Source organism: Geodermatophilus sp. SYSU D00815, from assembly GCF_054050035.1.
Genome location: NZ_JBJGYO010000023.1, coordinates 44,405 through 69,102 on the forward strand (window position 1 = coordinate 44,405; position 24,698 = coordinate 69,102).

Annotated in this window: 30 protein-coding genes; 18 read left to right on the forward strand and 12 right to left on the reverse strand. The window is 76.2% G+C overall.

The window, feature by feature from the left end:
• The first annotated feature begins 39 nt into the window (after positions 1 to 39).
• Positions 40 to 324, forward strand: coding sequence for a DUF4287 domain-containing protein (locus ACI78S_RS20135; RefSeq protein WP_456976644.1), 285 nt, complete (start codon positions 40 to 42; stop codon positions 322 to 324).
• Positions 325 to 394: 70 nt separating this feature from the next.
• Positions 395 to 727, forward strand: coding sequence for a DUF6221 family protein (locus tag ACI78S_RS20140; protein WP_456976646.1), 333 nt, complete (start codon positions 395 to 397; stop codon positions 725 to 727).
• Here the strand turns inward: ACI78S_RS20140 and ACI78S_RS20145 are convergent.
• Positions 724 to 1,233 carry a GNAT family N-acetyltransferase gene (locus ACI78S_RS20145; RefSeq protein WP_456976648.1) on the reverse strand — a complete coding sequence of 170 codons (510 nt, stop codon included), beginning with the start codon at positions 1,231 to 1,233 and terminating at the stop codon, positions 724 to 726. The two genes, ACI78S_RS20140 and ACI78S_RS20145, sit on opposite strands and share 4 nt — an antisense overlap.
• Positions 1,234 to 1,362: 129 nt before the next feature.
• On the opposite strand from ACI78S_RS20145, the gene ACI78S_RS20150 reads away from it, so the two are divergent.
• From ACI78S_RS20150 to ACI78S_RS20165, 4 genes are all read left to right on the forward strand, one after another.
• Entirely contained in the window at positions 1,363 to 2,448 is a 1,086-nt protein-coding gene (locus ACI78S_RS20150) for a YihY/virulence factor BrkB family protein (RefSeq protein WP_456976650.1), read from the forward strand.
• 42 nt (positions 2,449 to 2,490) lie between these two features.
• Positions 2,491 to 3,942 (forward strand): protein adenylyltransferase SelO, encoded by a 1,452-nt coding sequence (locus tag ACI78S_RS20155; protein WP_456976652.1) that lies wholly within the window; start codon positions 2,491 to 2,493, stop codon positions 3,940 to 3,942.
• Between the two features lie 147 nt (positions 3,943 to 4,089).
• Complete coding sequence (locus tag ACI78S_RS20160) at positions 4,090 to 4,752, forward strand: PilZ domain-containing protein (RefSeq protein ID WP_456976654.1); 663 nt, start codon at positions 4,090 to 4,092, stop codon at positions 4,750 to 4,752.
• 67 nt (positions 4,753 to 4,819) lie between these two features.
• Entirely contained in the window at positions 4,820 to 5,380 is a 561-nt protein-coding gene (locus ACI78S_RS20165; protein ID WP_456976656.1) for a hypothetical protein, read from the forward strand.
• Here ACI78S_RS20165 and ACI78S_RS20170 read toward each other — a convergent pair.
• Complete coding sequence (locus ACI78S_RS20170; RefSeq protein ID WP_456976658.1) at positions 5,373 to 6,059, reverse strand: CPBP family intramembrane glutamic endopeptidase; 687 nt, start codon at positions 6,057 to 6,059, stop codon at positions 5,373 to 5,375. The two genes, ACI78S_RS20165 and ACI78S_RS20170, sit on opposite strands and share 8 nt — an antisense overlap.
• Before the next feature lie 32 nt (positions 6,060 to 6,091).
• On the opposite strand from ACI78S_RS20170, the gene ACI78S_RS20175 reads away from it, so the two are divergent.
• The 6 genes from ACI78S_RS20175 (at position 6,092) to ACI78S_RS20200 (ending at position 10,120) form a co-directional block, all read left to right on the forward strand.
• Positions 6,092 to 6,481, forward strand: a complete 390-nt coding sequence (locus ACI78S_RS20175) for a hypothetical protein (protein ID WP_456976660.1) — start codon at positions 6,092 to 6,094, stop codon at positions 6,479 to 6,481.
• Positions 6,478 to 6,678 (forward strand): DUF6186 family protein, encoded by a 201-nt coding sequence (locus ACI78S_RS20180; RefSeq protein ID WP_456976662.1) that lies wholly within the window; start codon positions 6,478 to 6,480, stop codon positions 6,676 to 6,678. Before ACI78S_RS20175 ends, ACI78S_RS20180 begins: the two co-directional genes overlap by 4 nt.
• 68 nt (positions 6,679 to 6,746) lie before the next feature.
• The gene (locus ACI78S_RS20185) at positions 6,747 to 8,093 is read left to right on the forward strand and encodes a PRC-barrel domain-containing protein (protein ID WP_456976664.1); all 1,347 of its coding nucleotides are present in this window, start codon (positions 6,747 to 6,749) and stop codon (positions 8,091 to 8,093) included.
• Positions 8,094 to 8,169: 76 nt separating this feature from the next.
• On the forward strand, positions 8,170 to 8,364 hold the full coding sequence (locus ACI78S_RS20190; RefSeq protein WP_456976666.1) for a hypothetical protein: 195 nt from the start codon (positions 8,170 to 8,172) through the stop codon (positions 8,362 to 8,364).
• A gap of 144 nt (positions 8,365 to 8,508) precedes the next feature.
• Complete coding sequence (locus ACI78S_RS20195; RefSeq protein ID WP_456976668.1) at positions 8,509 to 8,751, forward strand: hypothetical protein; 243 nt, start codon at positions 8,509 to 8,511, stop codon at positions 8,749 to 8,751.
• Between the two features lie 25 nt (positions 8,752 to 8,776).
• Positions 8,777 to 10,120 (forward strand): adenylate/guanylate cyclase domain-containing protein, encoded by a 1,344-nt coding sequence (locus ACI78S_RS20200; protein WP_456976670.1) that lies wholly within the window; start codon positions 8,777 to 8,779, stop codon positions 10,118 to 10,120.
• On the opposite strand, the gene ACI78S_RS20205 is transcribed toward ACI78S_RS20200, so the two are convergent.
• A complete protein-coding gene (locus tag ACI78S_RS20205; protein WP_456976672.1) occupies positions 10,050 to 11,036 on the reverse strand; it encodes a hypothetical protein in 987 nt (328 codons plus the stop codon). The genes ACI78S_RS20200 and ACI78S_RS20205 overlap by 71 nt on opposite strands.
• 102 nt (positions 11,037 to 11,138) lie before the next feature.
• On the opposite strand from ACI78S_RS20205, the gene ACI78S_RS20210 reads away from it, so the two are divergent.
• The gene (locus ACI78S_RS20210; protein WP_456976674.1) at positions 11,139 to 11,552 is read left to right on the forward strand and encodes a hypothetical protein; all 414 of its coding nucleotides are present in this window, start codon (positions 11,139 to 11,141) and stop codon (positions 11,550 to 11,552) included.
• Between the two features lie 8 nt (positions 11,553 to 11,560).
• Here the strand turns inward: ACI78S_RS20210 and ACI78S_RS20215 are convergent, their stop codons facing one another.
• The 9 genes from ACI78S_RS20215 to ACI78S_RS20255 form a co-directional block, all read right to left on the reverse strand.
• A complete protein-coding gene (locus ACI78S_RS20215) occupies positions 11,561 to 12,361 on the reverse strand; it encodes a class I SAM-dependent methyltransferase (protein ID WP_456976676.1) in 801 nt (266 codons plus the stop codon).
• Positions 12,362 to 12,611: 250 nt separating this feature from the next.
• Positions 12,612 to 13,685: a redox-regulated ATPase YchF gene (gene ychF, locus ACI78S_RS20220; protein WP_456976678.1), complete on the reverse strand. Its 1,074-nt coding sequence runs from the start codon at positions 13,683 to 13,685 to the stop codon at positions 12,612 to 12,614.
• Between the two features lie 112 nt (positions 13,686 to 13,797).
• Positions 13,798 to 14,550, reverse strand: coding sequence for a thioesterase family protein (locus ACI78S_RS20225; protein WP_456976680.1), 753 nt, complete (start codon positions 14,548 to 14,550; stop codon positions 13,798 to 13,800).
• Positions 14,551 to 14,629: 79 nt separating this feature from the next.
• A complete protein-coding gene (locus ACI78S_RS20230) occupies positions 14,630 to 15,259 on the reverse strand; it encodes a response regulator (protein WP_456976682.1) in 630 nt (209 codons plus the stop codon).
• Positions 15,256 to 16,545: a sensor histidine kinase gene (locus tag ACI78S_RS20235; RefSeq protein WP_456976684.1), complete on the reverse strand. Its 1,290-nt coding sequence runs from the start codon at positions 16,543 to 16,545 to the stop codon at positions 15,256 to 15,258. The genes ACI78S_RS20230 and ACI78S_RS20235 overlap by 4 nt, the downstream gene beginning before the upstream one ends.
• Positions 16,509 to 17,333 (reverse strand): ABC transporter permease, encoded by an 825-nt coding sequence (locus tag ACI78S_RS20240; protein WP_456976686.1) that lies wholly within the window; start codon positions 17,331 to 17,333, stop codon positions 16,509 to 16,511. The genes ACI78S_RS20235 and ACI78S_RS20240 overlap by 37 nt, the downstream gene beginning before the upstream one ends.
• On the reverse strand, positions 17,330 to 18,235 hold the full coding sequence (locus ACI78S_RS20245) for an ABC transporter ATP-binding protein (RefSeq protein ID WP_456976688.1): 906 nt from the start codon (positions 18,233 to 18,235) through the stop codon (positions 17,330 to 17,332). Before ACI78S_RS20245 ends, ACI78S_RS20240 begins: the two co-directional genes overlap by 4 nt.
• Before the next feature lie 95 nt (positions 18,236 to 18,330).
• Entirely contained in the window at positions 18,331 to 19,098 is a 768-nt protein-coding gene (locus tag ACI78S_RS20250) for an ABC transporter permease (protein WP_456976690.1), read from the reverse strand.
• Positions 19,099 to 19,160: 62 nt separating this feature from the next.
• Positions 19,161 to 20,108, reverse strand: coding sequence for an ATP-binding cassette domain-containing protein (locus tag ACI78S_RS20255; RefSeq protein ID WP_456976692.1), 948 nt, complete (start codon positions 20,106 to 20,108; stop codon positions 19,161 to 19,163).
• A gap of 93 nt (positions 20,109 to 20,201) precedes the next feature.
• Here ACI78S_RS20255 and ACI78S_RS20260 point away from each other — a divergent pair, with 93 nt between their 5' ends.
• The 5 genes from ACI78S_RS20260 to ACI78S_RS20280 all read left to right on the forward strand — a co-directional run.
• Positions 20,202 to 20,966, forward strand: coding sequence for a TetR/AcrR family transcriptional regulator (locus tag ACI78S_RS20260; protein WP_456976693.1), 765 nt, complete (start codon positions 20,202 to 20,204; stop codon positions 20,964 to 20,966).
• Positions 20,967 to 21,034: 68 nt separating this feature from the next.
• On the forward strand, positions 21,035 to 22,528 hold the full coding sequence (locus tag ACI78S_RS20265) for an AlkA N-terminal domain-containing protein (RefSeq protein ID WP_456976695.1): 1,494 nt from the start codon (positions 21,035 to 21,037) through the stop codon (positions 22,526 to 22,528).
• Positions 22,528 to 23,040 carry a methylated-DNA--[protein]-cysteine S-methyltransferase gene (locus tag ACI78S_RS20270; RefSeq protein WP_456976697.1) on the forward strand — a complete coding sequence of 171 codons (513 nt, stop codon included), beginning with the start codon at positions 22,528 to 22,530 and terminating at the stop codon, positions 23,038 to 23,040. The genes ACI78S_RS20265 and ACI78S_RS20270 overlap by 1 nt, the downstream gene beginning before the upstream one ends.
• A 133-nt stretch (positions 23,041 to 23,173) precedes the next feature.
• The gene (locus ACI78S_RS20275; protein WP_456976699.1) at positions 23,174 to 24,256 is read left to right on the forward strand and encodes a DNA recombination protein RmuC; all 1,083 of its coding nucleotides are present in this window, start codon (positions 23,174 to 23,176) and stop codon (positions 24,254 to 24,256) included.
• A gap of 145 nt (positions 24,257 to 24,401) precedes the next feature.
• Positions 24,402 to 24,698 (forward strand): LuxR C-terminal-related transcriptional regulator (locus ACI78S_RS20280; RefSeq protein ID WP_456976701.1); only part of this gene is annotated, 297 nt, incomplete at its 3' end.

Here is a 24,698-nt window from a genome sequence, read left to right on the forward strand (position 1 = left end):
CACCCTGCGAACCCGATCCCGCGGACCCGAGGAGAACCCGTGAGCTTCCAGGCCTACCTCGACACCATCGAGCGCACGACCGGGCTGACGCCCCGCCAGCTGATCGCCCAGGCGCACGAGCGCGGGTTCGACGCGACGACCAAGGCCACCCCGATCGTCGACTGGCTCAAGGAGGAGCACGGCCTCGGCCGGGGCCACGCGATGGCGCTGGTCCACGTGATCAGGAACGGCCCGCGGATCGGCGACAAGCACGTCGGGACGAGCGGCTCCCACCGCGACGCCTCGGACACCCTCTGGCTCGACGGGATCGCCACGCGCCCGTAAGCGCCTATTCGGAACACGATCGGGCGGATCCGGCTTGGCTTGAGGGTCTCAACCCAGTAGAACGTCGCTCGTGGACCTGGCCGAGTTCCTGCTCGCGCGCATCGCGGAGGACGAGCTGATCGCCGTCTCCGCCGCGATGACCGAGGAGGAGTACGGCCCGCTGGGCAACTTCGCCGGGTCGACGACCGACGCGCGGCTCGCCCACGCGGCCCGGTGGGGCACCGAGCGCGTCCGCCTCGAGAACGCGATCCGCCGCCAGCTCGTGCAGATCCACGGCGAGCCCGAACGGCCCTGCTGCGGGTCCCCCGCCGAGCGGCGCCCGGTCGAGCCGTGCCCCACCCTGCGGCTGCTCGGCCTGGGCTACGCCACCCATCCCGACTACCGGGCCGACTGGCGGCCCTAGCCGCCACCCCGGTCCTCGCCCGCTGCGCCGAGGGCGGCGGTCATGCGGACGCGGGTGAGGGTCACGCCGGCCAGGTCGACGGTCTCGACCTCGTCCCGTCGATAGCCCGACCGCTCGAAGACGGGCGCGGCCCGCCACGACGCGTGGGTGAGCAGCTCCCCCAGCCCGGCCTGCCGGGCGAGGGACGCCACGGCGCCGAGCAGGCTCCGCGCCACCCCCCGGCCACCGTGCGCGGGGTCGACGAACAGCTGGTCGACCTCGCCCGCCTGCAGCCGGCCCACCGGCCCGAGCGCGACGCTGCAGAACCCGGCGAGCTCGCCGTCGACCTCGGCGGCGAGGACGGCGGTGTTCCGCACCATCCACAGGTGTCCCTCGACGCTGCGCGTGCCCGCCCAGGCGGCCAGCTGCGCCCCGTCGTAGTGCCCGGCGGCCGACCCGTGGATCGCCCGGAGGCTGAGGTCGTGGAGGGCCGCGGCGTCGTCGTCCCCCGCACGTCGCACGGCCACCGGTGATCCGCCCACCGGGCGACCGTACCGACCACCCGGGGGCGTCCGGGACGGCCGCCCCGGGACACGGTTCGCACCGTTGCGCAGGTCAGCACGCGGACGGCCGCACGGACGGCGCATGCTGTCCCCGTGCCGGACAAGCCCATCGCCCGGGAGACCACCGGCGCCGAGATCGCGGCGCCGGCCGTGGCCCCCGCTGCCGTCGCCGAGGCGGAGCCCGCCCGGCCGAGCGCCGCGCGCCGGCTGGTCCACCGCACCTTGGGCAACGCCTGGAACGACGACATCTTCAGCGAGTCGGCCGGCGCGGCGTTCTGGCAGACGCTGTCCGTGCCACCGCTGCTGCTGGGGCTGTTCGGCACGCTCGGCTTCGTCGGCGGGCTGTTCGGGCCGGAGGCCGTGGAGGCGGTCCAGCGGTGGATCATCCAGCTCACCGGCGGCTTCTTCAGCCGTGAGGCCCTCGACGAGATCGTCGTCCCCACCGTGGCCGACATCCTCAACACGACCCAGGCCGGCGTCGTCTCCGTCGGGTTCGTGCTGTCGTTCTGGTTCGGGTCGTCGGCGATGGCGGCGTTCGTCGACGCGATCACCCGCGCGTGGGACCAGTACGAGATCCGCAACCTCGTCTGGCAGCGCCTGCTGGCGGCCGTCATGTACCTGGTCAGCCTGGTCACCGGGATCATCGCGATCCCGCTGCTGACCCTCGGTCCCGAGCGGCTCGTGCCGATCCTCCCCGACTCCTGGGAGGAGCCGGTCAAGGCCGTCGGGCACGCCCTCTACTCCCCGCTCACCGGGCTCGTGCTGCTCCTGGCGCTGACGACGCTGTACAAGGTGGCGCTGCCGCTCAAGCCGCCGTGGTACCGCGGGCTGCCGGGGGCGCTGCTGGCCGCGCTGGTCTTCCTGCTCGGCTCGACCGGCCTGCGCCTCTACCTGGACTGGATCGGCTCGACCGGCTACACCTACGGCGCGCTCGGCGCCCCCATCGCCTTCCTGCTGGTCACCTTCTTCATCGCGTTCGCGATCATCCTCGGGGCGCACCTGAACGCGTCGATCCAGGCGCTCTGGCCGGCGCCCCTGCGGGACCGCCGCGGCCGGCGCGACCGGGTCGGGCCCGGGACGCCGGCGCTGCGCCGGGCCGTGCACGAGCACCCCGAGGCCGCCGCCGCGGTGCTGCGGCAGCTGGACTGGAAGGTGGAGCCGCCCGACAGGAAGGGCTGAGCCGACGGAATGCCTGCCCCCGGCGCGGGCACTGTAGGGGGCGTGACCGCCGCACCGCCGTCCACCGTGGCCCTCGACGACCGCTTCGCCCGCGAGCTGCCCGAGCTGGCTCTGCGGTGGCAGGCCGGCGAGGCGCCCGACCCGCGGCTGCTCGTGCTCGACGAGCAGCTCGCCGCGGAGCTCGGCCTCTCCCCCGGCTGGCTGCGCAGCCCCTCCGGCGTCCGGTTCCTGGTGGGCAACGAGGTGCCCGACGGCGCCACCCCGGTGGCGCAGGCGTACGCCGGGCACCAGTTCGGCTTCTACTCGCCGCGGCTCGGCGACGGGCGGGCGCTGCTGCTCGGTGAGCTCGCCGGCCGCGACCTGCACCTCAAGGGCTCGGGGCGGACGCCGTTCTCCCGCGGCGGCGACGGCCTGGCCGCGGTCGGCCCCATGCTGCGCGAGTACGTCGTCAGCGCCGCGATGCACGCCCTCGGCATCCCGACGACGCGTTCGCTCGCCGTGGTGGCGACCGGTCGGGACGTGGTCCGGGAGACGGTGCTGCCCGGCGCCGTCCTCGCCCGGGTGGCGAGCAGCCACCTGCGGGTGGGGACGTTCCAGTACGCGCGGGCGACGGGGGACGTCGACCTGCTGCGCCGGCTCGCCGACCACGCCGTCGCGCGGCACCACCCCGCCGCGGCCGACGCCGAGCGCCCGGCCCTCGCGCTGTTCGACGCCGTGGTCGAGGCGCAGGCGTCGCTGGTGGCCCGGTGGATGCTCGTCGGGTTCATCCACGGGGTGATGAACACCGACAACATGACGATCTCGGGCGAGACCATCGACTACGGGCCCTGCGCCTTCCTGGAGGCGTTCGACCCGGCGACGGTCTACAGCTCGATCGACCAGACCGGCCGCTACGCCTACGGCAACCAGCCGGTGGTCGCCGAGTGGAACCTCGCCCGGTTCGCCGAGGCCCTGCTGCCGCTGATCGACGACGAGCAGGACACCGCGGTCGAGCTGGCCGTGGCCTCGCTGGGCCGGTTCCGCGAGCGGTACAGCGCGGCCTGGTCGGCCGGCATGCGGGCGAAGCTCGGCCTGCCCGAAGGGCTCGACGACGCGGCGGCCACCGCGCTGGTCGACGAGCTCACCGGCCTGATGCAGGCCAACCACGTCGACCACACGTCGTTCTTCCGTGCGCTCGGCACGGCCGCGCGCGGCGACGTCGACCCGGCGCGCAACCTGGTCCTGGACCTGGCCGGGTTCGACGCCTGGGCCGAGCGCTGGCGTGCCCTGGAGCCCGACGCCGACGCCATGGACCGGGTCAACCCCGTCCACATCCCGCGCAACCACCTCGTCGAGGAGGCGCTGGGCGCCGCGACCGACGGCGACCTGGCCCCGCTCGAGCGGCTGCTGGACGCGGTGACCCGGCCGTTCGACGAGCGCCCGGGCCTCGAGCGGTACGCCGCGCCCGGGCCGGAGAACTTCGCCGCCACCTACCGCACCTTCTGCGGCACCTGAGGCCCGTCGGGGTGGTGCCCCCGGGGGCCGGTGGTGCGCCCGTGCCCCCGGTGGTGTCGTCCCCGTCGTCCTCCGCGTTCACCCGATCGGGTGGTGCCAGGGTGGTCCGTCCATCAGCGGGAGCACCTGCCGACCGAGGGGAACCACGTGAAGGGGAAGCCGGGGGTCGACCACCCCGCCGAGCGCGAGAGCGTCGACGTGGCCGCGGCCGGCCGCGACGACTTCCTGCAGAGCTTCGTCGACCAGGTCGGCGAGAGCACCCTGGTGCTGACGGTGGGCGAGGACAAGGACCGCGCGCGCGTGCGCCTGGAGCCGGGCGAGCTGCTGGAGCTCGTCTGGCGCGGACCGGGCGGCATGCGCGTCGTCCCGGCCGAGCTGCTGCGGGTGCGGCCGTCGGAGCACCGGCCGACCTGGGAGGTCCGCCTGACCGGGCCGGCCACCGACGGGCAGCGGCGGGCCGCCGTCCGGGCGCCGTCCACCTTCCCGGTGGGCCTGCGCCTCGCGGACTCGGTCGTCGAGGCCACCGGCGTCGACCTCAGCGAGACCGGGCTGCGCTGCTGGCTGGCCCTCGCGTCGCTGCCGACCGCCGCGGCGGAGCCGCTCGGGGACGGCGTCACGGTCACCGCGGCGGTGACCCTCGGGCCGCACGTGGTCGAGGGGGAGGCGGTCGTCATCCGCGGCCGCGTCGGCGAGGGCGAGCGCATGGAGGTCTCCCTCCGGTTCACCGACCTCGACGAGCGGCGCGAGGACGTCATCCGCCGCTTCGTCTTCGCCCAGCTGCGGGAACTGCGCGCTCGCGGCATCGCCTGACCCACGACGCGGCCTCTACGCTCCTCCGCCACGACGTCCACGACGTCCACGACGAGAGACGAGGACGATGGCGACGAACCCGCGGATCAGGCCGGTCGAACGGGCCACGAACCGGTCGTGGGACGAGTGGCTGGCGTTCATGGACGGCATCGGCGCCGAGGATCTCGACCACCACGAGATCGCGCTGCGGGTCCACGCGGAGCTCGAGGGCACGATCGACCAGCTCGGCTGGTGGACGCAGGCCGTCACCGTGGCCTACGAGCAGCACATCGGCCGGCGGATCCCCGGCCAGCGGCCCGACGGCACCTTCCAGACGAGCGTCAGCAAGGCGACGCGGCTCGGCATGGCGGAGCTGATGGACAGGTGGAAGGCCTTCGCCGCCGACGACGAGACGGTGCGGGGCGCCGTCGTGGGCGAGACCCTGCGGGTGAGCGGCACCGACCGGCGGATCACGTGGCGGGCGAAGGCCCCCGACGGCTCGTCCGTCACGGTCACCAGCGAGCCCAAGAAGAACGGCACCGCGTCGATCATCGCCACCCAGATCGGGCTCCCGTCCCTCGAGGCGAACGACGCCGCCCGGCAGCGGTGGGCCTCCGTCCTGGCACGGTTCCTCGACGGCCTCAGCTGAGGCGGAAGGCCGCCGCCGCGGCGAGCGAGCCCAGCGAGTTCGTGGCCAGGTGCAGCAGCGCCGGGGCCAGCAGGCTGCCGCTGCGCAGCCGCAGCCAGCAGAACAGCACGCCGGCGGCGGCCGTGCCGAGGCAGGCCAGCAGCACCGCGCCGGCGGTGTGCCACGGCCCCTCGACGACGTCGTTGGCGGCCAGCGCCGCGAGGGTCGGCCGGACGTGCCAGATCCCGAAGAGCGCGGACGACGCGGCGAGGGCCGCCGGCAGGGACACCAGGCGGGCCAGCGCCGCCAGCAGCACGCCGCGGAAGGCCACCTCCTCCCAGAGCACCGTGCCGAGCGGGACGCGCACCAGCGCCTGGTAGGCGACCTCCCCGCCGTCCAGACCGCCGATGCGCGCGTCGGTGAGCAGCGGGCGCAGGGCCGGCACGGCCAGCGCGATCCCGTAGCCGGCCGCGACGGCGCCGAAGCACGCCCCGCCCCACCGCAGCCCCGACGGCGACCGGCGCCGGGCGAGCCCGAGCTCCTCCCAGGTCAGGCCGCTCGCCCGGGCGGCCGCCACCGCCGCCGCGGCGGCCGCGACGTTGGCGACCACGTACGAACCGGGGTAGCCCGGCAACCGGGTGACGACGAGGTTGTTCCACGCGGCCAGGACGGCGGCGAGCCCTCCCGCCAGACCACGCACCCGCCGTCGGCTTCCTGCGCGAGCATGCACCGGTGCTGTCTTCCCGCACCGCGCGCCGCCTCACCCCCGTGGTGCTCGGAGTGCCGTGCACCGCGGCGGTCACCGCCTACGGCGAGCTGTCCGCCGGCGCGCTGGTCGCGGTGGCGGTCACGGGCCTCGCGCTGGCCGGGACCGCCCTGGCGCTGCGGGCCGGCGCGGCGGCGCCGGCGGTGGGCCGGCGCGGCGTCCCCTGGCTGGGCCTGCTGGGCGCGGCGGTGTGCTGGGAGCTCCTGCTGCTGGGCGACGACCGGCTCCCGACGCTGAGCGACGCCCTCGACCCGGTCCTCGCGCATCCCCCCGTGCGCGGCCTGGCCACGGTCGTCTGGCTGGTCGTCGGGGCGTGGCTGCTCGCCCGCCCCCGCCGCGAGGAGCACCGCGGGTGAGCGGCACCGCGGTCAGCCTGCTGGGGTTCGCCGTCCTGCTCGCCGCCGCCGTGGCGCTGGAAGGGGCCGCTCGCCGCCGTCCCGACGCGGCGGTGACCGCCGCCCGGGCGCTGGGCGCCGCCATGCGCACCACGCCCGGGCGGGTGGCCGTGCTCGCCGGCTGGTTGTGGCTCGGCGTGCACTTCCTCGCCCGCTGAGCCGCCGCGCCGGTTGACCGGTGGAGCGGCCGGGTACCCCGCCGCCGCCCGAGATGGGGGAGGCGGCCATGGCGATGCCCGGACGGAGCAGGATCCACGAGTGGGTCGGCCGGTCGGTGGTGGACCGCGAGGGCGCCGAGATCGGCGTCTGCAGCGCCGTGCTCACCGACGACGCCACCGGCCTGCCGGAGTGGCTCTACGCCGACGCCGACGGATCGACGGTCGTCGTCCCCCTGGTCGACGCGACCGAGGTGGGCGACCGGGTGCAGGTCACCGTCAGCCGCGGCGACGCCGTCACCGCGCCGTCGCCCGCCGGCGACCCCGAGCACCTCTCCCGCAGCGAGGAGGCGGCGCTCTACCAGCACTACGGGATCGAGTTCTCCACGGCGGCGTCGGAGAGCGTGCTGCCCGCCGAGGCGGCCCAGAGCGCTCCCGCCGGCACCCCGGAGGAGGAGGCGGCGGACGGCGGCGGTGCCGAGCGCGCCGGCCCCGGTCGGTGGGTGGCCGCAGCGGTGGCCGCGGTCGCCGGCCTGGGCACCCTCGTCGCCGTGCTGCTCCGCCTGCGCAGGGCCCGCCGGGCGCGGGCGACGACGCGGGCCGGCACCCGGGGCGCAGCGGCGCTGGCTGGCCTGCGGTCGGTCGCGGCGTCGGCCGCCCCGGTGGCGGGGTCGACGGGGCGGCTGGTGGTGCACGGCGCCCTCGCCGGCGCCACGTCGGCCGGCCGCGCGGCGGGCGCCGCCGCCCGGGGCGCCGGGACCGTCGCGGGCTCCGCGGGTCACCTGGGCAGGGAGGCGGTCGCGGCGTCGGCCCCGCTCCTGGCGTCCACCGGGCGCCTCGTGCGCAGCGCCCTGATCACCGCGGCGGCCGGCGTCCTGTACGCCGCCGAGGCGACCGCCCGCCTCGCCGGCGCGGCCGCCCCCGTGGTGGCCGAGCGCGGTCTGGACGTGGCCCGGACGGGGGTGGACGCTGCAGCCCGGGTGGGCAGCGCGCTCGAGGTCGTCCCCGAGACGCTGACCACGACCGGCAGTCGGCTGCGGAAGGGCTGGAGGAAGGTCATGAGCAGGTTGTCGCTGGGGCTCGGGTTCGGCGTGGGCTACGTCCTCGGCGCCCGCGCGGGACGGGCGAGGTTCGAGCAGATCAAGCGGGCCGCGGGCGGCCTCGCGGAGCGGCCGGAGGTCCAGCAGGCGCTGGAGAAGGTGAGGGACGCCGCCCCGGCCCCGCTGCGCAGCAGCCTCGACAAGCTGTCCTCCCGCTCCGGCGGCACCCCGCAGGGCACCACGGTCGACGTCGGCGGGAGCCCGACCGTGGTCCGCACTAGCCCGGCCGTGGTGACACCGGTGGACCCGGTCGCGCCCGGGGTCGTCGAGCCACCGGACCTGCCCGGCGACGGCGCCTCGGGGAGCCGCTCCTCCTGACGGGCTCGTCCGGTTGAGCGGCACGGGTCGGGGGCAGAACCGGAGGAGCACCGCCCGCCGAGCCGAGGAGCCCCGGATGCCCAGGTCCACCCGCCCCCGTCCGCTGCGCGCGGCGGCGGCCGCCTTCGCCATCACCGCCGCGTCGCTCACGACGGTCGCCTGCGGGTCCGACGTCGTCGACGACGGGGTCGAGCAGAACGTGGAGGACACGGTCGAGGACGCCGAGCAGGAGGTCGAGGAGCAGACCGGCGGCGGGGAGGGCGACGGCTGAGGTCGCGCGGCGCCGCACGGTCGGGCGCTGCCCCCGGCCGACGCGTCCGCGGACGGCCCCCTGCGGGGCGGTGCGGGGCATCATGGACACCCCTTCCGCACCGCGCCCCGGCCGGCGCGCGGACACCCCCTCCCGGAGGGCGCCATGAGGTCTGGAGCAGTTCGGTCGACGGCCACCGGGGCCACCGCGGTCGGGGCCGCGGCCACCGGGGCGCGGAGCGTCGCCTTCGCCTCCCTGCTGGCCCTCGCCTCGGGGGCGGTCGCCTCCGCCGCGGTGGCCATCTGGCACCTGGCGATCCGCCGGCTCGCGATCGAGCGGATGACGGTCGGCTCGCTCGAGATCGACGACCTGACGGTGCGCCGCCTGCACGTCCTCGAGCAGAACTGACCGCCCGGGCCCGTCGGTCCTCCCCGTGAGCGCCCCCGCGGAACCGGACACGCGGTACGCGCGGCTCGGCGACGAGCGCATCGCGTACCAGGTGGTGGGCAGCGGTCCCCCCGACCTCGTCCTGTCGGCGGGGACCTTCAACAGCATCGACCTCGACTGGGAGGACCCGGCGCTGGCGGCCATGTACCACCGGATGAGCCGGTTCTGCCGGCTCATCCGGTTCGACCGTCGCGGCTCGGGCGCCTCCGACCCGCTGCCGCTGCGGTCCCTGCCCCCGTGGGAGTCGTACACGGAGGAGGTCGTCGCGGTCATGGACGCCGTCGGCGCGCGGCGGGCGGCCGTCATGGGCGTGTTCGACGCCGGCCCCATGGCGGCCCTGTTCGCGGCGACGCATCCCGGCCGGACGGTCGCGCTCGTCCTCGTGAACACCGCCGCGCGGGTCCTGCGCTCCGACGACTACCCGATCGGCACCGAGCCCGAGCGCGCCGCCGCCGTGGTGGACCAGGTGGTCGACACGTGGGGGTCGGAGGAGCAGGTCCACCTGCAGGTGCCCAGCCGGGCGTCCGACGAGCGCTTCCGCCGGTGGTTCGCCCGCTACACCCGGAGCATCGCCAGTCCCGGCGCCGTCCGCGCCTACCTGACCGCGATGCTGCAGGCCGACGCCCGCGCGGCGCTGGGCAGCGTGCACGTGCCGACGCTGGTGATGCACCGGCGGGACTACGCGATGTACCGGATCGAGCACGGCCGCTACCTGGCCGACGCCATCGAGGGCGCGACCTTCGTCGAACTGCCCGGCCGCGACGGTCCGCTGGCCTGGGAGCACCCGGGGACGGCGGTGGACGCGATCGAGGAGTTCCTCACCGGCGCGCGCCGCAGCACCTCGCCGGAGCGGGCGCTGGTGACCATCGTCTTCACCGACATCGTGGGCTCCACCGAGCTCGCCGACCGGCTCGGGGACCAGCGCTGGCGCGAGCTGCTCGACCGGCACGACGACACGGCGCGCAGCGTGGTGACGGAGTTCGGCGGCCGGCTGGTCGAGACGACCGGCGACGGGGTGCTGGCCACCTTCCCCGGCCCGGGGCGGGCGATCGAGGCCGCCCGCACGCTGCGGGACACCCTCTGCCGGTCGGGGCTGCGGATCCGGACCGGCGCGCACACGGGCGAGGTGGAACTGCGGGGAGCCGGCGTCGGCGGGATGGCCGTGCACATCGCGGCCCGCGTGATGCAGGCGGCCGGGGCCGGCGAGATCCTCGTCTCGCGGACGGTGCGCGACGTCCTCGTCGGGTCCGGCATCCGCCTCAGCGAGCGCGGCGCCCGGGCTCTGAAGGGTGTGCCGGAGGAGTGGGAGCTGTTCTCCGTCGCCGCGTGAGCCGGCCCGGCCGGGGCCGGTCGGACTGCCGGTCGGCCTGCCGGTCGAACTGCCGGTCGAACGCCTCGCGGGCGCCGGTCAGTCCGGCGACGAGCGCCAGGTGCCGCCCGGTGTTGCCGGTGGTCCAGACCTCCCGGTCGGCGTGCGGCCAGGCGTACGCCGGAGCCCCGTCGTCGAGCATCCCGACCACCCTGGGCTCCCCCAGCGCGGCCGCCGAGAACGCGTACACGTCCGGGAGCCGGGGCGCGATCACCCCGTAGTCCAGCGCGCGGGCCAGCGGCTGCTCGCGGGCGATGACCTCGGCCAGGGGCAGCGTCACGGGGTAGTGGCTCGGGAAGGACCGGCGCAGGTCCAGGAACAACCGCACGGTGGGGCCGCGGGGGTCGGCGAGGACGGGCCCGAGCCGGGCCAGGGGTCCGAGGGCGAGACGGGGGCGGGCCACGAGCGCGTGGGTGTAGAGGACGCGCAGGAGGGCGACGTTCATCAGGAAGCGCTCCGCCGGGAGCTCGGCCGCCGTCAGCTCCTCGTGCTCCAGGTAGGCGCCCACGATGCTGGCGTTGTGCGCGCGGTACCAGGCCGCGGGGCGGGGGTCGCGCAGGAACAGCTCCCACAGCTCGACGCTGGCCGCGCTGGCCCCACCCGGGGCGCCGGCGGCCAGCAGGTCGGCCTCCACCTTGTCCCGCAGCAGGCGCTCGTTGACGGCCCGCCACCAGGGGCTGCCCGGTGGTCGGGCGTCGGCCGGCGCGAGCACCCCCCTGGCGAGCTCCCATCGCAGGAAGCCGAGCTCGGCCGCGGCGTACCGCCGTCGGGCGCCGCCGGCCGACCGGTAGAAGTCCGCCGCCAAGGCGTAGCGCCCGGTCGGGTCGCCGCGGACGCGGGCGACCTCCCGAGCCGCGGTCGTGGCCGCATCAGCCATCCGGCACCGTCCCGGTCGAGTGCGCGCCCACCAGGGTGCCGCGCGGGCGGGGACGGCGGCATCATGCGGAACCCCAAGGGCCGTTTCACCCGAGGAGGGCCGATGCTGTCCACCGAGTCGCGGATCCTCGCCGCCGTCCTGCTGATCGCCGTCCCCACCGTCGAGTTCGGCGGTCTCGCCCTGCTGGCCATGCTCACCCGGCGCGATCCCGGGTTCGTCGGCAACCCGCTGCGGCAGGGGATGTTCCGGGCCGGGCACGCGCACGCGGGGGTGTGGATCGTCCTGGCGCTGGTCGCGATGCTCTACGTCGACCAGGCCGACCTCGCCTCCGGCGTGGCCTGGGTGGCGCGGATCTGCTTCGCGGCCGCCCCGATCCTGATGCCGCTCGGCTTCTTCCTGTCGGTCACCCAGCCCGACGCGGAGAAGCCGAACGGCGCGATCGCGCTCGTGTACGCCGGGGGCGCCGTCCTCGCGGTCGGGGCGCTGACGCTCGGGATCGGCCTGCTGCTCGCCTGACGCGGGTGTCAGAAGCGGTAGTGCAGGACGATCGTCCCCTTGCGCGACCAGGCCGTGCTGCGCGCCGACAGCCGGTAGTACAGGCGCAGCCCCCGCGGGAACTGCGCGATCTCGGGCTCCCGGCTGAGCAGGATCTCCCGGACCAGCTGCAGCCGGGGGTTCCAGCCCTCGAGCTCGCTGGGGTCGTCGACGCCGGGGAACTTGAGCAGGTCGGCGACGCCCTTGGTGCCGCGCGTGTGCCTGGCCGCCCAGAGCGCGAACTTGGGATAGCTGTTGAACACGATCTCGCCGCTCGGGAAGCGGGCGATCAGCCGGTCGAGCAGCGAGACGAACTCCTCCTGCGTGAGGAACCCGACCAGGCCGTCGGCGACGACCACGGCCGGGCGGCCGGTCGGGACGGCGTCGAGCCAGTCCGGGTCGCGGACGTCGGCGGCGACGACGTGCGCCCGCGCGCGCTCGGGGACCGCCCGCTCTCGGAGGGCCACGACGGCGGGGAAGTCGACGTCGTACCAGTCGACGGTGGGCGGCGGGTGGATGCGGGCGGGGCGGGTGTCCAGCCCCGCGCCGAGGTCGAGCCCGACGGCGTCGGGGTGGGCGGCCACGAACGCCGACGCCACCTCGTCGAGCTTCTTGGCGCGGAGGGCGGCGTTGAGCCGGAGGTTCGTGCCGATCCCCAGCCGGCCGTGGTCGTAGTCGAGCGTGCGGACGATCTCGTCGGCCAGGGCATCACCGAGGATCGGATCGGGCGAGCGGTTGTCGAGCGCTCTGCAGCAGAGCGTCACGAACAGGGTGTCTTCGAGCGGCGTCAAGGCCGGCAGGGTGGTGCCCATGGGTTCGGCCCCTCGTGGTCGTCGTGGCTTCCCCGCGGAGGCCGCGCCGGGCTGGCTCCTGGGCCCCGAACGGCTCCGGCCCCGCTTCTCCCTCCTCTCCCCCGACACCCAAGCGCACGTGGGCGCGCCGGTGCAGGGCGTTAGGGCCCTGTCCGGCCTGCGCCCGCCGCCGAGGAGCGGGCCGCGCCCGCGGTGGCGGGATGCGGGACCCGGTGGGAGCCCTGCGGAGTCACACGTTGAAGCGGAACTCCACGACGTCGCCGTCCTGCATGACGTAGTCCTTGCCCTCCATGCGCACCCAGCCCCTGGCGCGGGCCTCGTTCATCGAGCCGGCCTCGACCAGCTGGTCGAACGAGACGATCTCGGCCTTGATGAAGCCGCGCTGGAAGTCGGTGTGGATCACGCCGGCCGCCTGCGGGGCGGTCGCGCCGATCGGGATCGTCCAGGCCCGCGACTCCTTGGGACCGGCCGTCAGGTAGGTCTGCAGGCCGAGGGTCGCGAAGCCGACCCGCGCCAGCTGGTGCAGGCCCGGCTCGTCCTGGCCGACGGCGGCCAGCAGCTCGGCGGCCTCCTCCTCGGGGAGCTCCGCCAGCTCGGCCTCGATCTTGGCGTCGAGCAGGATCGCCTCGGCCGGCGCCACCAGCTCCCGCAGCGACGCGATCTGCGCCTCGTCGGCCAGCTCCTCCTCGTCCACGTTGAACACGTAGAGGAACGGCTTGGTCGTCAGCAGCGACAGCTCCTTGAGCGGAGCCAGGTCGACGCCGGCGGAGAACAGCGTGCGGCCCTCGTCGAGGATCTTCCGCGCCTCGACGGCGGCCGTGTGCAGCGCGGCCTTCTCCTTGTCGCGCTTGGCCTCCTTCTCCAGCCGCGGGACCGCCTTCTCCAGCGTCTGCAGGTCGGCGAGGATCAGCTCGGTGTTGATCGTCTCGATGTCGTCCTTCGGGCTGACCTTGCCCTCGACGTGGACGACGTCCGGGTCGGAGAACACCCGGATCACCTGGCAGATCGCGTCGCTCTCGCGGATGTTGGCGAGGAACTTGTTCCCCAGCCCCTGCCCCTCGCTGGCGCCGCGCACGATGCCGGCGATGTCCACGAACGACACGGTCGCCGGGATGACCTTCTGCGAGTCGAAGAGCTCGGCCAGCTTCGCCAGCCGCGGGTCGGGCACGCCCACCACGCCGACGTTCGGCTCGATGGTCGCGAACGGGTAGTTCGCCGCCAGCACGTCGTTCTTGGTCAGCGCGTTGAACAGCGTCGACTTGCCGACGTTGGGCAGGCCGACGATCCCGATGGTGAGACTCACGGGAGTCCAGCCTACGTGGGTGGCGCCGGACCGCCGACGCGCGTGATCGATGTGCGCTCAGCCACCCGTCCCGCAGGCGGAAAGGTGGATCCGCGCACGACGGCGCGCGGACCTACGCGGCCGGGGCCCCGATCAGCCGCCGCGTCTGCCGCACCCGCGCCACCAGCCGGCCGGCGACGTCGCGCAGCTCGGCGTCGTCCACGGCCAGGTCGGCGTCGTGCCAGGTGGTCCGCTGGTCGACGCGCACCCACTGCTCGGCGTCCGGGAGCACGCCCGACAGGTGCGCGGTGAGCTCCACGGTGGGCACCGGCACCGGCGCGGTCCAGACGGCGAACAGCGACGGCGGGAGCGCGTCGAGCAGCGCCCCCAGCCGCACGAGCGGGTCGGGTGCGCCGTGGATCCGCACCCACGCGTGCAGCCGCGGCTCCGGCCCGCCCGCCAGCGGCCGTGACGTCCCGAGCGCCCGGATCTCGGTGTGGTCGGCGATCGGCACCAGCTCCCGCGGCAGCGCGAACGGCTCGCCGTCCTCCACGGCGGGCAGCGGTCCGGGCGACGCCTCGACCACCGGTGACGGGGGCCGGTCCAGCGTCAGCACCTGCCCCACGGCGGCGAGCGCGTCCGACTGCCGCAGCTCCACCCGCACGCTGCCCGTCGTCCCGGCCCGGTCCGGGGCGGCCGACAGGACGACGTCGACGTCCGGCGCCACCGACCGCAGCAGGTGCGCGGTCACCGCCCGCGGCGCCCGACCGGTCGACGACGCCGCGGTCGCCAGCAGCTGCCCGACCACCACCCCGCCCTGGATGCCGACGAACGAGCGCCAGCTCGGCCCGATCCGCATGCGGGTGTCCTCGACCGCCAGCTGCACGACGCCTCCCTCGGTTTGATTGTCGTACCGACGGGACGGTACACGGGTGCGCAAGCCCGCCCCAGCGGGCCGGCCGTGCTCAGGCGCCGGGGAGCAGGCCGCGCTCGATGGCGACCATCACCGCCCGCGTGCGGTCGTCGACGCCGAGCTTCGCGAACACCCGCAGCAGGTGGGTCTTCACCGTCGCCTCGCCGATGAACAGCTCGCGGCCGATCTCGGCGTTGGTCAGCCCGCGCGCCACGCCGCGCAGCACCTCCAGCTCCCGCGGCGTGGGCGCCTCCACCGCCGGCGCCCGCAGCCGCGACACCAGCCGCGCGGCCACCGGCGGGGCGAGGACGGTCTCCCCGCGGGCGGCGGCGCGCACGGCGTCGGCCAGCTGCGGCAGCGGCGCGTCCTTGAGCAGGTAGCCGGTCGCGCCGGCCTCGACCGCGCGCACGATGTCGGCGTCGGTGTCGTAGGTGGTCAGCACCAGCACCCGGACGCCGGGGTGGGTCGCCGCCAGCCGCTCGATCGCCGTCACGCCGTCCATGCGCGGCATGCGCAGGTCCATGAGGACGACGTCCGGCACCGTCTCCGCGACCCGGGCCAGCGCCTCGAGCCCGTCCGAGGCCTCCCCGACGACGGTGAGGTCCTCCTGCTGGTCGAGCCAGCCGACCAGCCCGCCGCGCACCACCGGGTGGTCGTCCACCACCAGCACCCTGATCGTCACTCGACCGGCACCCGCACCGTCACCCGCGTGCCCTCACCCGGCGCCGACACCACGTCGACCTCGCCGCCGACCTGGGCCACCCGTGAGCGCAGCCCCTCCAGCCCGGCGCCCGCGCCGGCCGCGGGGTCGAAGCCCACGCCGTCGTCCTCCACGTGCACCGACACCTGGCGGGAGGACCCCTCCCCCACCGCCGCCACCCGGATCACCACCGCGGCGGCCCCGGCGTGCCGCCGCACGTTGGTCAGCGCCTCCTGCGCCCCGCGCAGCAGCACGACCTCCTCGTCGCGGCGCAGCCCCACGCCGTCGCCGAGGGCCGCCGTGTCCACCCGCACCGCCATCCCCGTCTCCCGCCCGAACCGGTCGGCCAGCCGCTGCAGCGCCTCGACCAGCGTGGAGTCCTCCAGCGCCACCGGGCGGAACGCGGCCACCAGCGCCCGCGCCTCCTGCAGGTTGTCGCGGGCGACCTCCTCGATGAGCGCTAGCCGCTCGCGGGCGCCGTCCGGGTCCGACCCGACCTGCCCGGCCGCGGTCTGCGCCAGGACGACGATGCTCGTGTAGCCCTGCGCGAGCGTGTCGTGCACCTCGCGGGCCAGCCGCTCCCGCTCCGCCAGCACCCCGGCCTCGTGCTCGGCCACCGCCAGCTCGGCGCGGGTGCGCTCCAGCTGCTCGATCAGCTCCGCCCGCCTGGAGCTCTGGTCCAGCACCCGGCTCACCCACAGCCCCAGCGCCAGGCTGAACAGCAGGCTGATCGCCGTCGACGTCAGCACCTCGCGGGTCGCCGCACCGGACGCCGCCCGGGTGAGCGGCCCCAGCGCGCTGGCCCCGGCCACCAGCACCGTCCAGAAGACGCCCGCCGACGTCCCCCCGACGACGAACCACACCTGCGGGTAGGCGAGGAAGAGCAGGAAGAACAGGCCGGGGTCGGAGAAGCCGAGCAGCGCGAACGCGACGACGAGCACCGCGAGGTACAGCGCCCCGCGCACCGGCCGGCCGCCCCCCAGGGACGGTCCTCCCGCGACGACGTACGCGACGGCGAGCACGCCCAGCACGACGAGCACCAGCGCCAGCTCGCCGCCGCGCAGCCCGTCGTCGGTCAGGGCCGCGACCACCGCCAGCGCCCAGACCGCCGCGGAGATGACGTGCATCCCCACGACGGTGGCCCGCCAGCTCCGCTCGGAGACGGGCGCGGGACCGTCCTCCTCCCCGCTCGGGGGGAGGAGGACGGCGGCCCAGCGGCGGCTGCCGAGCATCAGCCGCCCCGCCGCCAGCGGAAGGTCCGGATGCACACCACGACGCCGATGATCACCCATGCGACCAGCACGAGGGCAGTCATCCCGTGCTCCCAGCTCCCCGACGGCTCGGCGGTGACGGCCGAGTCGGGCAGGAACACCGACCGCATGCCCTGGGTCATCCACTTGAGCGGGAAGAGCGACGCCACGGTCCGCATCCAGTCGGGCAGCTGCGAGTCCACGAAGAAGACCCCGGAGAAGAACTGGAGCACGACGGCGAACGCCGGGATCCCCGCGCCGGCGGCGCGGGCGCTGCCGACGAAGGACGACACCGCGATGCCCATCACCGTGCCGGCCATGGCGCCGAGGACGACGACCCACGTGAACGTCAGCCACCGGTCGGCACCCGTGGGCAGCGGGACGTCGTAGGCGAGCTTCGCCACCGCCAGCAGCAGCGCCAGCTGGGCGACCGTGGTGACCACCACCTGACCGGCCTTGCCGACGACGTAGGAGAGCACCGGCGTGCCCAGCGTCTGCAGGCGGGCCAGGTCGCCGCGGTCGCGCTCCTCGGCGATCGCGGTGCCCACCGCCTGGAAGCTGGTGAGCATCACGCCGGTCGCGGCGATGCCGGCCAGGAAGTACTGCCGGAAGCCGACACCGGGGAGGACCTCGTCGTCGCCGAAGACTGACCCGAAGATCACCAGCATGATCACCGGGTAGGCGAACGAGAACACGATCTGGCCCGGGTCGCGGAAGAACAGCCGCAGCTCCAGGCCGGTCCGGGCCCGGCCGACGGCGAGCGGGCTGGGCGGGGCGGGCCGCGCGGTGCGGACGGCGGTGGTCATCGGGGGGCTCCTTCGGCGGTGCCGGTCAGCCGGAGGTAGACGTCCTCCAGGCTCGGGCGGGTGACGGTCAGGTCGGGGATCTCGCCGTGCGGGGAGGCGGCGAGCAGGTCGCGCAGCAGGGCGGCGGGCTCGGCGGTGACCACCTCGCGCGGTGCGCCGCCCTCCGTCCAGCGGACGACCGCCTCGCCCCGCAGCCCGCGGCCCAGCTCACCGGGCGGGGCCACCTCGGCCAGCCGCCCGGCCGAGAGGACGCCGACCCGGTCGGCCAGGTGCGCGGCCTCGTCGAGGTAGTGGGTGGTGAGCAGGATGGTGGTCCCGGTGTCGCGCAGCCCCTCGATGAGGGTCCAGAACTGCCGGCGGGCGGCCGGGTCCATCCCGGTGGTGGGCTCGTCGAGGAACAGCAGGTCGGGACGGCCCTGCAGGCCGAGCGCGACCTCCAGGCGGCGGCGCTGGCCGCCGGAGAGCTTGTCCACGCGCACCCGGGCCTGCCCGGTCAGCCCCACGGCGGCGATCAGCTCGCCGGTCGGCACCGGGTCCCCGTGGTAGTGCGCGAAGTGGTCCACCGTCTCGCGCACGGTGAGCGCGTTGCCGTCGCCGGTCGTCTGGCCGACCACGCCGATCCGGTCGCGCCAGGCGCGGTCGCCGCCGGCCGGGTCCTCCCCCAGCACCGCGACCTCGCCGGCGTCGCGACGGCGGATGCCCTCGAGGATCTCGACCGTCGTCGTCTTGCCGGCGCCGTTCGGGCCGAGCAGGGCGAAGACCTCACCGCGGCGGACGTCGAGGTCGAGGCCGTCGACCACGGCGCGGCCGCCGTACCTCTTCACCAGGCCGCGCACGCGCACGGCCGCTTCCGGTTCGGGCGCCGGGGCGGTCGGGCCGGGCGCCGGTTGCGTCGTCGTCATGGCATCGAGCCTCGCGACCCGGGGCGGCGCGCGGGACCGCCGAAGCGCTGGTCCGCCGTCCACCGGTCGGTGGACGCCGGGCGTCCCCCGTCAGGTCACCGCGACAGCCCCTGGTACCGGCGGACGGCGAGGACGGCGAAGACGGCGGTGAGCACGACGGGCCAGACGACGGCGAGCGGCGCCGCGTGCTCGGTGGCCCAGCCGCCGCCGGCGCCCACGGGCGCCCCGAAGAGCTCGCGCACGGCGGTCACCGTCGCCGCGAGCGGGTTCCACTCCGCCACCGTGGCCAGCCAGCCCGGCATCGCCGAGGCCGCGACGAAGGCGTTGGAGAGGAAGACGAAGGGCCACACCAGGATCTGCACCGCCGTGACGCTCGCCGGGTCGCGGGCCACGAGGCCGAGCCAGATGCCCATCCAGAGGAACCCGAGCCGGAGCAGCAGCAGGAGCCCGGCCGCGAGCAGGGCCGAGCCCCAGCCCGCCGGGCGCCAGCCCACGGCCAGGGCCGCGGCGAGCAGCACGAGCAGCCCCACGGCGGAGGACGCCATGTCGGCCAGACAGCGCCCCGCGACCACGGCCGAGGGCGCCATCGGCAGCGACCGGAACCGGTCGGTGACCCCGCGCGCGGTGTCGGTGACGACCGCGGTCATCGTGCCCTCCAGCCCGAAGACCATCGTGATCGCCAGCAGCCCCGGGACGAGGAACTCGCGGTAGCCGCCCCCGCCGGGCACGGCCATGCCGCCGCCGAGCAGGTACAGGAACATGAGCAGCAGGAGCACCGGGAACAGCACGGTGACCAGCAGGCCGGCCGGTTGCCGGCGCCAGTGCGCGACGTCGCGCCCGGCGACGGTGAGGGCGTCGGTCACGGCCCACCGGAGACGGTCGGCCGCGCTCTCCCGGGGCGGGGTCCCGTGGGGCAGGACGGCGGTCACGCCGCCACCCCCGTCCGGGCGCCGGTGATGCGCAGGTAGGCCTCGTCCAGCGTCGTCGGGCGCAGGACGACGTCGTCGACCCGGATGCCCGCCTCGTCGAGCGCCCGGACCACCTCGCCGACCACCCCGGGCCGGCGGGGCACGGGGACGGTGACGCGCGTGCCGGACCCCAGCGGCGCGGCGGGCCCCTCGGCGACGCGGGTCGCCAGCGCGAGCGCCTCCGCGGCCCGGGCCGGGTCGGCGAGCGCCAGCTCCAGCCGGTCGCCGCCGATCGCGGCGGTGAGCTCCCGGGGGGTGCCGCGGGCGACGACCCGCCCACCGGCCAGCACGCAGACGTCGTCGGCCAGCCGTTCGGCCTCCTCCAGGTGCTGGGTGGTGAGCAGCACCGTGGTGCCGCCGGCCACCAGCTCCCGCACGGCGTCCCAGACGTCCCGCCGGCCGGCCGGGTCCAGACCGGTCGTGGGCTCGTCGAGGAACAGCACCCGGGGCGCGAGCACCAGCCCGGCGGCGATGTCGAGCCGGCGGCGCATCCCGCCGGAGAACTGGCGCACGGGCTTGCCCGCCGTGCCGACCAGGCCCACCTGCTCGAGCAGCTCGTCGGCCCGCCGGCGGGACGCCCGGCGGTCGAGGTGGTGCAGCCGCGCGAAGAGCACCAGGTTCTCCCGCGCGCCGAGCACCTCGTCGACGGCCGGGTGCTGGCCGACCGTGCCGAAGCGCCGGCGGGCCTCGCGCGGCCGCCGCACCACGTCGACGCCGGCCACCTCGGCGCGGCCGCCGTCGGGCCTCAGCAGGGTGGTGAGGACCTTGACCGTCGTCGTCTTGCCCGCGCCGTTGGGCCCGAGCAGCGCGCACACCGAGCCGGCCTCCACGGCCAGGTCCACCCCCTCGAGGACCGCCGTCCCGCCGAAGCCCTTCCGCAGCCCGTCCACCCGGATCTCCGCCACCCCGGACCTCCGTACGATGTACGCCATTCCCCGACGGATGACACCATACGCCGTACGGAGATGGACGCAAGCGGGTTGCGGAAGGCTGGGGGCATGGCGACGGAGTTCACGGGCACGGGCGACCCCGCGCGCAGCATGGCGCTGCTGTGGCGTGCGGGCAGCGGCGAGGAGCGGCGGCCCGGCCCGCGCCCGGGCCTGGACGTCGACCGCATCGTGACCGCCGCGGTGGCGCTGGCCGACCGCTCCGGTCTGGCCGCCGTCTCGATGCGGACCCTGGCCGCCGAGCTCGGGGTGGGTGCGATGACGCTCTACACCCACGTGCCGGGCAAGGGCGAGCTGGTCGACCTGATGCTCGACGCGGTGCTCGGCGAGCTCTACCCCGCGGTCGACGCCCTGCTCGAGGGCGGTTGGCGGGCGCGGATCGAGGCGATGGCCCGGGCCAACTGGGACCTGTTCGTCCGCCACCCCTGGGCGCTGCACGTGGCCACCGGCCGGCCGCCGCTCGGGCCGAACCTGATGCGCAAGTACGAGGTGGAGCTGCGCGCCGTCGACGGGCTGGGCCTGCCGGAGGTCGAGATGGACCTGCTGGTCACCCTGGTCAACGGGTTCGTGCGCGGCTCGGTCAGCGGGGTGCACGAGAAGGCCGACGCCGAGCGGGCCACCGGCATCACCGAGCAGCAGTGGTGGGAGGCGACCGAGCCGTACGTGGCGCAGGTGTTCGACGCCGCGCGCTTCCCGACGGCGGCGCGGGTGGGACCGATCGCCGGCCAGGAGCTGGGCGCCTACGACCCGCAGCGCTCGTTCGAGTTCGGCCTCGCCCGCCTGCTCGACGGCATCGGGGTGCTGGTCGAGCGCTGATCCGGGGGATCACGGCGACGTCCGGAAACCGCCAGTCAACACCCCCCGCGGCTGGCAGGCTGGTGCCCGTGACCGAGGCCCTGCCCGCAGACGTGCTGGACCACGAGCGCTGCTACCGCGCCGTCGCCAGCCGCGACGCCCGCTTCGACGGCTGGTTCGTCACCGCGGTGCACACCACCGGCATCTACTGCCGGCCGTCGTGCCCGGCGCGCACCCCGCTGGCGCGGAACGTCTCCTTCTTCTCGACCGCGGCCGCCGCGCAGGCGGCCGGCTTCCGCGCCTGCGGCCGCTGCCGCCCCGACGCCGCACCCGGGTCGCCCGAGTGGGACGTGCGGGCCGACGTCGTCGCCCGGGCGATGCGGCTGATCGCCGACGGCGAGGTGGAGCGCGCCGGCGTCCCCGGGCTGGCCGCCCGGCTGGGCTACTCCGAGCGGCAGCTGCACCGGCTGCTCGTCGGCGAGCTGGGGGTCGGCGCGCTCGCGCTGGCCCGCGCCCGGCGGGCGCAGACCGCGCGGGTGCTGATCGAGACCACCGACCTGCCCATGGCCGACGTCGCGTTCGCGGCCGGGTTCGCCAGCATCCGCCAGTTCAACGACACGGTCCGGGAGGTCTTCGCGACCACCCCGACGGCCCTGCGGGTGCGCCGGCGCGGCGGGTCGGGGGGCACGCCGGGCGAGCTCGCCCTGCGGCTGACCGCCCGGGCGCCGTTCGCCGCCGACGAGGTGCTGCTGTTCCTGGGCGCGCACGCCGTCCCCGGCCTGGAGGAGTGGGACGGGACGACGTTCTCCCGCGTGCTCGACCTGCCGCACGGTCCGGCGGTGGTGCGCCTCTCCCCCGCCCGCGACGGCTCGGTCACCGCGCGGCTGCGGCTGACGGCCCTGCGCGACCTGGGCGCGGCGGTCAGCCGCTGCCGCCGCATGCTCGACCTCGACGCCGACCCCGCCGCCGTCGACGAGGTCCTCGGCGCCGACCCCGCGCTGGCCGGCCTGGTCGCCGCCGCCCCCGGCCGCCGGGTGCCCGCCTCCCCCGACGCCGCCGAGCTGGCCGTGCGCGCGGTGCTCGGCCAGCAGGTCTCGGTCGCCGGCGCGCGCACGCTGACCGCACGGGTGCTGCGCGCCGCCGGCACCCCGCTGCCCGAGCCGGTCGGCTCGCTCACCCACGCGTTCCCGCGGCCGGAGGCGCTCGCCGGGGCCGACCTCACCGCGGTGGGGTTGACCGGCGCCCGCCGGCGCGGCGTGCACGCCCTGGCCGCGGCGCTGGCCGCCGGCGACGTCCCGCTCGACCCGGGAGCCGACCGGGAGGAGGCCGCCCGCGCGCTGGTCGCCGTCCCGGGGATCGGGCCGTGGACGGCGGCGCTGGTCGGGCTGCGCGGCCTGGCCGACCCCGACGTCTGGCTGCCCGGCGACCTGGCGCTGCGCCGGTCGCTGGCGGCGCTGGGCAGCTCCGACGCCGACGCCGCCCGCCGCTGGCGGCCGTGGCGCAGCTACGCCGTGATGCACCTGTGGGCGCTCGCCGTGCCCTCCCTGTTCACCCGCACCCCCGTCCTCGATCGGAGCGCCTGATGACCGCCCGCCACGCCACCCTCGCCACCCCGCCCGGCCCGTTCACCGTCGTCGTCGACGGGGACGACACCGTCCTCGCCGCCGGCTGGACCGCCGACGTCGCCGACCTGCTGCCCGTCGTGCACGCCTCGCTGCGGCCGGCGTCGTCCCAGCGGGTCGACCGGCTGCCGGTGCTCGACGCCGTCGAGGCGTTCCACTCCGGGGAGCTGCACGCGATCGACGACGTCGTCGTGCGCCAGCGGTCCGGGCCGTTCCTGGAGGCCGCCTGGGAGGAGCTGCGCCGCATCCCCGCGGGGCGGCCGGCCACCTACGCCGGGTTCGCCGTCCGCTGCGGCCGGCCGGCGGCGGTCCGGGCGGCGGCCAACGCCTGCGCCCGCAACGCCGCGGCGCTGTTCGTGCCCTGCCACCGCGTGCTGGGGTCCGACGGCGGGCTGGGCGGCTTCCGCTGGGGGACGCCGGTCAAGCGCTGGCTGCTCGACCACGAGGCGGCCCACGCGAGCCGCGCCGCCTGAGGCGCATCGACCGCGGCCGCGGCAGGCGAAGGAGGCTGTGCACACGGTTCTCGGCCCGGATCCGTGGGCATGGCCTCCTCCGCCCGGGCCGCCTCCCGGGAAATGTCGGCGCCGTGAGGCACCCTGCCGGATCGTGGACGCCGCTTCGCTTCTGCTCGGGCTGCTCCTGGGTGCCCTGCTGGCCACCGCCGCCACGCTCGGCGTGGTCGCCCTGCTGGCCCGCCGGCGCCCCTCCGACGCCGGCCTCGAGCCGCTGCACGAGTCGCTGGACCACATGCACCGGCTGCTCACCGGCATGGAGCGGGCCCGCGCGACCGCGCACGGCGAGCTGCGCGAGCAGATGGGCACGGTCGGCCAGGCCTCGGCCCAGCTGAAGCAGGAGACACAGGCCCTGGTCACCGCGCTGCGCACGCCGCACGTGCGCGGCCGCTGGGGCGAGGTGCAGCTGCGCCGGGTGGTCGAGGTCGCCGGGCTGCTCGAGCACTGCGACTTCGTCGAGCAGCCCGCCGGCACCAGCGACGCCGACGCCGGTGTGCGCCCCGACCTGGTGGTCACGCTGGCCGACGGCCGCCAGGTCGTGGTCGACGCCAAGGTGCCGTTCACCGGCTACATCGAGGCCGTGCAGGCCCCCGACGAGGCGGTGCGCCGGCAGCGCGTGGCCGCGCACGCCCGTCAGCTGCGCGCGCACGTCGACGCGCTGGCCGCCCGCCGCTACCCCACGGCCTTCCGGCCCGCCGCCCCGTTCACCGTGCTGTTCGTGCCCTCCGACGGCTTCCTCACCACGGCGCTGGAGGCCGAGCCCGGCCTGCTCGAGTACGGCTTCGGCCGCGACGTCGTCCTGGCCACGCCCAGCACGCTGCTGGCCCTGCTGCGCACCGTCGCCTACTCGTGGCGGCAGGAGCGGCTCGCCCGCGACGCCGACCAGGTGCTCGAGGTCGGCCGCCGGCTGCACGCGCGGCTGACCACGCTGTCGGGCCACCTCACCCGCCTCGGCTCCGCGCTGGGCGCCACGATGACCCGCTACAACGAGACCGTGGGCTCCTACGAGCGGTCGGTGCTCGCGGCCGCGCGGCGGTTCGACGACCTCGGGGTCGGCGAGCAGCCCGTGCCGCGGCCCGAGGAGCTCGAGGCCACGGTGCGCACCCTGCGCCCGGCCGATCCCGCGCCCGGCTGCCTCGACGACGACGCCGACCCCCGCGACGGCACGCACGGCTGATCCCGCGCCCGCCCCGGGTCCACTTCGGCACTTGTCGACAAGGTGACTCGGCGACGACGTCCCTCCGCCCCGCGGCCGGACTGGCTACCGTGGCCTGAGCGAGAGGTGGCCGCCCCGGTCATCCGCGGAGGGACGGGAGGGCGCCATGGCGGCCGACGCCTGGCGGCACGGCGACGTGCGCGCCGACCGGCGGGCGCGGCCGGTGCGCACCGACCGCTCCGCGGTGGCCGACCGCGGCCGGCGCGACGCCTGGGAGGAGGCGCCGGAGCCCGTCCGCGCGCCGTCCTCGCGTCGGGCCGGCGGCGGCGGGGCGGGGGGGCCGCCCCCGGGCCGCCCCGAGCGCCTGGCCGGGCTGACCGACCGGGAGGCCGAGGTGCTGCGCCTGGTCGCCCGCGGCCTGTCGAACACGGAGATCGCCGCGCACCTGGTGGTGGCCGAGCAG